The organism is Caulobacter sp. D5 (genome assembly GCF_003185805.1).
Classification (GTDB): domain Bacteria; phylum Pseudomonadota; class Alphaproteobacteria; order Caulobacterales; family Caulobacteraceae; genus Caulobacter.
In genome coordinates this window covers 1-3,168 of record NZ_QHJY01000494.1, presented here as the reverse complement: position 1 = coordinate 3,168, position 3,168 = coordinate 1, and the positions used below count along the sequence as shown (strand labels likewise).

The 3,168-nt window shown below is 74.4% G+C and carries 1 protein-coding gene; it reads right to left on the bottom strand.

All coding sequences use genetic code 11. The features are described 5' to 3' along the window. On the bottom strand, positions 1-3,168 hold a 3,168-nt coding region (locus DMC18_RS26330), incomplete at both ends, for a hypothetical protein (RefSeq protein WP_233248284.1).

Genomic DNA, 3,168 nt, shown 5'->3' with positions numbered 1-3,168 from the left:
CGACGGCCTGCCTCGGCTATATCTACATCGCCACCGCCGGCGAGGTGGACCGCCGCGCCGCCGCCGACGCCGCCGCCGCCGCCCAGGCTCTGGGCGAAGATGCCGCGGGAGTCGTCGCCGCGGGTGGTCAGATCGCCCTCGGCCGTGACCGTGACGTCGCCGCCCTCCGCGCCGAGGCCGCCATCGAGGCCGACGCTGAGCGAACCGCCGAAGGACTCGGCGTTGTCGCCCTGGCCGCGCGTGCCGGTGACGCTGACCGTGGTGGCGCTGGAGGCGCCGCCGCCGCCGCCCACCGACTGGGCGAAGATCGCCGAGGACTCGTTCCCCGTCGTGTCGATCGTGCCCTTCGAGGCCACGTCGACCTTGCCGCCGACGCCGCCCGAGCCGCCCAGGCGGCCGATGGTGATGTTGATCTCGTTGCGGTTCAGCGGGCCCATGGCCATGTCGAGGCCGGTGTTGCCGCCGCCGCCGCCGATCGACTGGGCGCGCAGGCCCACCGAGTCGTCGCCCAGGGTGACGATCGTGCCGACATGGTCGACCGTGACGTCGCCGCCGTCGCCGGCCGCGCCGGTGGCGCCGCCGATGGCCATGTTCAGGGCGTTGGCGTCCTTGAGCACGCCCGCGCCGATGTTGAAATTGCCCGAGCCGCCGCCGCCGCCGACCGACTGGGCCATCAGGCCGTCGCTGTGGGCGCCGTCGGTGACGATATTGCCGTTGTGGGTGACGTCGACCGTGTCGCCCGAACCCGCGCCGGCCCCGTCGCCGCCGATGGTGATGATCGCCGCGATCGGGTTCTCGGCCTTGTTGGCCACGGTGGCGGCGATGGTGAAGTTCATCCCCGCCGTGCCGCCGCCGCCGCCGATGCTCTGGGCGATCAGGCCGTCGGAATCGTCGCCGAAGGTGCGGATCAGGTGCGGATCGGCCGAGCCGTCGTCGGCGTAGCCGCGCACGACCGTGACCGCCCCGGCGTTGCCGCCCGAACCACCCGAACCGCCGACCCCGACCGCGATCGGGTTGCCGAAGGGGGCGATGGCGCCGGTGGCGCTGATGCCGCCCACGCCGCCGCCGCCGCCGATCGACTGCACCAGCACGCCCTTGGCGCCGCCGGTGAAGGTCACGGCTTCCAGGCGATCCTCGCCGGCGGCCGGATTGGCCTTCAGCTGGCCATTGACGATGACGTCGCCGACGCTGGTCAGCGAGACGTCGCCCGCGTCGGCGCCGGTCCCGCCGTCGCCGCCGATGCCGACCGCGACCGAGTAGCCGTTCGACGACGAGGTCGATTTGCCCAGATTGACGTCGGCCGCGACGTTGAGGCCGCCCGAGCCGCCGCCGCCGGCGACGCTCTGCACCAGGACGCCGATGGCGTCGACGCCCTCGACCCAGACCTGGCCGTCCTGGGCGACGGTGACGTCGCCGCTGGCGTTGCCGGCGCCGCCGAAGCCGCCCAGGCCGAACACCACCGAGGGCTCCGAGCCCGAGGTGTTGGCGCTGATCCCGCCGGAGATGTTGACGCCGCCCGCGCCGCCGCCGCCGCCGATCGACTGAACCATCAGGCCGCGCGACCGGTCCCCGGCCGCGAACAGGTTGGCGGTGACGTCGGCCGTGACGTCCTTGCCCAAACCGCCGTCGCCGCCGAAGCCGCCGATGCCGACGGTCAGCTGGCCGTCCAGCGCGACGCCGCCGGAGACGTTGATGGCCCCCGCGCCGCCGCCGCCGCCGATCGATTGCGCCACCGCGGCGTAGCGGTCGTCTCCCACGGCGGTGACCTGCACGTAGTCGGCGCTCGGACCGGCGATGGTCAGGTCGACCTTGCCGGCGTCGCCGCCCGCGCCGCCGAAGCCGCCGACGCCCAGCGAGATCGCCCGGCTGGCCGAGGACCCGCCCGGGGTGGTCAGCGACAATTGGCCGGTGACGTTGAGGCCGCCCGAGCCGCCGCCGCCGCCCACGCTCTGGGCCACGACGCCGTTGGAGCCGTTGAGGCGCGTGCGGTCGGCCGGAATGGTGAATTCCAGCCCGAACAGCGGGATTTCGATCGTCAGTTCGGGCGTGGTGATGTCGGATTCCAGGCCCTGGGCCCAGACATTGCCCGTGACGCTGGCCGTGACGTCGCCGGCGTCGCCGCCGTCGCCGCCGAAGCCGCCCAGGCCGAAGCCGAAGCCGAAGCTGCCGGCCGTGCCCTTGGTGGTGGCAGACAAGCCGCCGGAGACATTGATCCCGCCCTGGCCGCCGCCGCCGGCGATGCTCTGGGCGATGACGCCGTCGGAATTGGCGCCATCGGTAATGGTGTCGCCGACGCGGGTCAGGGTCACAGCGCCGGAATCGCCGCCCGAACCGCCGAAGCCGCCGATGCCGACCGAGCCCGTACCGGCCGTGCCGGCGCTGACCGCGACCGCGCCCGAGACGTTGAGGCCGCCCGAACCGCCGCCGCCGCCGATCGACTGGGCCACGACGCCGTCGGCCTCGTCGCCCGAGGTCTGGTAGCGGCCGGTGACCGCACCAGTGACGGCCTTTGCGTCGCCGCCGCCGCCGCCGAAGCCGCCGACGCCCAGACCGATGGAGACCGCCGCGTTGCTGCTGGCCGACAAAGCGACCGAGCCGGTGACGTTCATGCCGCCGTTGCCGCCGCCGCCGCCCAGGCTCTGCAGCATAGCGCCGAACGAGTTGTCGCCGACCGTGGTGACGTCGCCGGTCAGCACGCCATCGACCGTGCTGGCGTCGCCGCCGCCGCCGCCGAAGCCGCCGAGGCCAAAGCCGATCGCGCCGTTGGTCCCGGCCGAGGCGCTGACCGCGCCGGTGATGTTGAAACCGCCCGAACCGCCCGAGCCGCCGACGCTTTGCAGCAGCGCGCCGTGGGCGTCGGCGCCCTTGGTGCTGATGTCGCCGGTCAGGGTCGCGTTCACGAGACCAGCGTCGCCGCCGTCGCCGCCGAAGCCGCCGACCCCGACGCCCAGCGTCCCCGTGCCGCCGCCGCTGGCGGCCAGGCTGACGCCGCCGGTGATATTGAAGCCGCCCGAGCCGCCGCCGCCGCCCAGGCTCTGGTAGCTGGCCCCGAAGGCGCGGTCGCCCTCGGTCACGATGTCGCCCGTGACGCCGCCGGTGACGTCGCCGGCGTTCCCGCCCGCGCCGCCGTAGCCGCCCACGCCGACCAGGATCTTGCCGGCCACGCTC